The 2925-nt window shown below is 57.5% G+C and carries 4 protein-coding genes and 1 pseudogene; 3 read left to right on the forward strand and 2 right to left on the reverse strand.

Translation table 11 applies throughout. The features are described from left to right. Positions 1-5: 5 nt before the first annotated feature. Positions 6-235, forward strand: a pseudogene (locus ACYQ1H_RS15735) (BRO-N domain-containing protein); the annotation flags it as partial. On the opposite strand, the gene ACYQ1H_RS15740 reads toward ACYQ1H_RS15735, so the two are convergent. Further along, positions 178-441: a class I SAM-dependent methyltransferase gene (locus ACYQ1H_RS15740; RefSeq protein ID WP_488199410.1), complete on the reverse strand. Its 264-nt coding sequence runs from the start codon at positions 439-441 to the stop codon at positions 178-180. The pseudogene ACYQ1H_RS15735 and the gene ACYQ1H_RS15740 sit on opposite strands and share 58 nt — an antisense overlap. Between ACYQ1H_RS15740 and ACYQ1H_RS15745 the strand changes: the two genes are divergently transcribed. Continuing rightward, entirely contained in the window at positions 334-687 is a 354-nt protein-coding gene (locus ACYQ1H_RS15745; RefSeq protein WP_488199411.1) for a hypothetical protein, read from the forward strand. The two genes, ACYQ1H_RS15740 and ACYQ1H_RS15745, sit on opposite strands and share 108 nt — an antisense overlap. Here the strand turns inward: ACYQ1H_RS15745 and ACYQ1H_RS15315 are convergent. Beyond that, positions 684-1508: a DODA-type extradiol aromatic ring-opening family dioxygenase gene (locus ACYQ1H_RS15315; protein ID WP_460028903.1), complete on the reverse strand. Its 825-nt coding sequence runs from the start codon at positions 1506-1508 to the stop codon at positions 684-686. The two genes, ACYQ1H_RS15745 and ACYQ1H_RS15315, sit on opposite strands and share 4 nt — an antisense overlap. Before the next feature lie 366 nt (positions 1509-1874). Here ACYQ1H_RS15315 and ACYQ1H_RS15320 point away from each other — a divergent pair, with 366 nt between their 5' ends. After that, a complete protein-coding gene (locus ACYQ1H_RS15320; protein ID WP_460028904.1) occupies positions 1875-2771 on the forward strand; it encodes an IS5 family transposase in 897 nt (298 codons plus the stop codon). Positions 2772-2925: the final 154 nt, after the last annotated feature.

The raw sequence follows: 2925 nt of genomic DNA on the forward strand, positions 1-2925 counted from the left end.
TGCTCATGAATGATCTGATTGCTTTCGACTTCGACTCCAGCAACATCCGCGTCGTCACCGACGACCGGGGCACTCCTTGGTTCGTGGGCAAGGACGTAGCTCACGCTCTTGGCTACGCCAACCCAAGCGATGCCATGAAGCAACATTGCAAGGGGGTAGCAAAACGCTACCCCCCCTTCAGACCGCCGGGGGCATGCAGGAGGTCCGCGTCCTCTCGGAGGCCGATGTCCTGCGCCTGATCGTCAGCAGCAACCTTCCGGCTGCCAAGCGTTTCGAGCGCTGGGTGTTCGAGGAATGGTATCGCCCCGGGAAGGTCCACCTGACGATGTCGGCATGATGAAAGATGACATCGGGATGACGTTGCCTGGCCAGCTGGATCATCCGCCCGGACACATCCACGCCTTCGACGGAAAAGCCATGGCTTGCCAGCAGATCGATGATCCTGCCGCTGCACCCGCAGCCAATGTCCAGGGCGGGGCCCCTTGCCGTGACGAAGGCAATCGCCCGCTCGTGCTGCCTGATGCCGTTGTCGCGAGGGAAGTCCTCGCGATTCCAGATGTCGGCGATCTGATCGTAGCTTTCGGCAATGTCATCGGGTGTCACGGGGTGCTCGCAGGTTCTCATGCTGGCGTTCAGAAGCAGGGGCTTCGCACGGCGGGGCAGGCGTCACCGGCAACACCGGGTTAGCCTTCGATCTCCCACAGATACATGCTCGATTGCTTGTTGAGAATCTGGAGTTCGTATGCAGCGGAACACGCCGATGCCGCAAAGCCATAGCAAACATGAAGGGGGAGCAAGTGCTCCTCCCGCGGATGGCAATAGCGTGCAAAAGGCGCGGATGCCCAATCGATGAGCCGTTGTTTTCTTGCTTCTTCGGAGAGCTCCCGACTGGAGCACGTTTCCAGAAGCCAGTGCTCGAATGCACGGTTCATGGCCCTTGCATCATCCGTCTCCGGCGTGAAAAAGGCCCTCATGTTGTGGAACGAAAACCCGGAGCCAATCAGGAGCAACGATGGATTGCCAAGATTACGCATGGCCTGGCCCAGTCTTATATGCTCGGCAGGATCAAGGCTTGTGATCAACGATAGTTGAACGCATGGGATATCCGCTTCCGGGTACATTAAGGCCAGTGGAACAAACAAGCCATGATCGAACCCTCTGGCGTCATCAAGAGCCACGGTAATGCCTGCATTGCCAAGCTGTTCGGCAATGGCGTGCGCTAGCCGCGGTTCACCCGGGCAGGGGTATTCGAGCTCGTAGGATGCCTTTGGAAAGCCGTAGTAATCGTATATGACAGCGGGTTTCGTGCCGGAGGTTACCGTCGGGCGGCTTTCCTCCCAGTGAGCGCTTGCAACAATGATTGCCGATGGTCTTGCCATGGTTGTCGCGATATGCTTTAACCGCGATACCAGCTCCCCATGGGCTTTGTCCCCCAGGAGTGGCAGAGGTCCGCCGCCATGAGACAGGAACAGCGCTCGATGTTGAGTTTTCAAGGTGGTGATAAGCAAGCTTGATAGGTTCGAGAATATTCGTTGTGAATGCCTCTTGGGCTTGTTCCTCAGGACATCTTATGCGTCCTATGTAAGTTGGCTGGAACGGCGCGACATTGTAGCCTTCAATTTTTGTCCAGCCTTGGCTGACCTCGTCCTGGTCTTGAAGCTCTGATCGCAGACTCGACATTTGTAGAGTCCAGTACCATCACTGTGGAGGTGGGCGAACCTGCCATCCTTATCGTAGCAGCTCTGACAAAAAGGCTCATATTGACCGTCTGAATTCCTCATCTTGTAGATCGGCCCATTCCATTTTAGGGAACATCTGAACAACGCCCTGCGGCAGGATAGCTTTCACCGTTTGCTGCCCCGTTGGATGGCCCCATGAAACAGACCACCTTTGCCTCCCTCAGTTATGACGCCAAGAAGAAGCAAACCCGTCGGGAGCGCTTTGTGCTGGAGATGGAGCAGGTGGTGCCATGGGATCAGCCGATGCCGTTGAACATGATGTTGCGGATTCACGGTTTGCAACAGGGGTTCAATCTGTCGGACCCGGGGGCTGAGGATGCGCTGTATGAGATCGAGTCCATGCGCCGCTTTGTCGGCATTGAGTTGGGCGAGACCCCGGTCCCGGATGAGACGACGATGCTCAATTTCCGGCGGTTATTGGAACAGCATCAGCTGACGGCCGCCTTCATGAACACCATCAATGACGGGTTGGAACAGGAAGGGTTGCTGCTGAAAGGCGGCACCAGGGTCGATGCCACCCTCATCCATGCGGCCCCCTCGACCAAGCATCGGGACAAGACCCGCGACCCCGACCTGCATCAGACCCAAAAGGGCAATCAATGGTACTTCGGCATGAAGATTCACGTGGGGGCGGATGTCGAGAGTGGTGTGGTTCACACCGTATCGGTCACCCCGGCGAATGTGGCCGATATCACCGAACTGCCCAAGCGCCTGCGAGAGGACGACCGCGCGGTATTTGGCGATGCCGCGTATGCCTATAACCCCTATAAGCGCGCGGCGCGGCGGGCCGGTGTCTACTGGGGTGTGGCGCTGAAAGCGCGTCCCACGTCCCGCTTGGGGTCCAGCCAGAAGCAGAGGAACCGCAAGCACGCATCGATCCGCAGCCGGGTTGAACACGTATTCCGGGTCATCAAGTGCCAGTTTGGCTATACCAAGGTCCGTTACAAAGGTTTAGCCAAGAATGCCGCCCAGGTCTTCATGCTCGTGGGACTGGCGAATCTCTATCTCAAGCGCAGGGCGTTGCTGGCGTGACGGGAGCAATCCGTCCGCAACGTGGGGAAACCCATGCGGAGGCGGCCATCAGGGGGAATCCTTGAGCGAAAAGCCGAGTTTTTCGACCCGTTGAATGGAAAAAACGATCCACCTCCCTCTTCCACGGCAGGAAAACGGAGTTGTTCAGAGGTTC

It is taken from the genome of Methyloparacoccus murrellii (assembly GCF_054657115.1).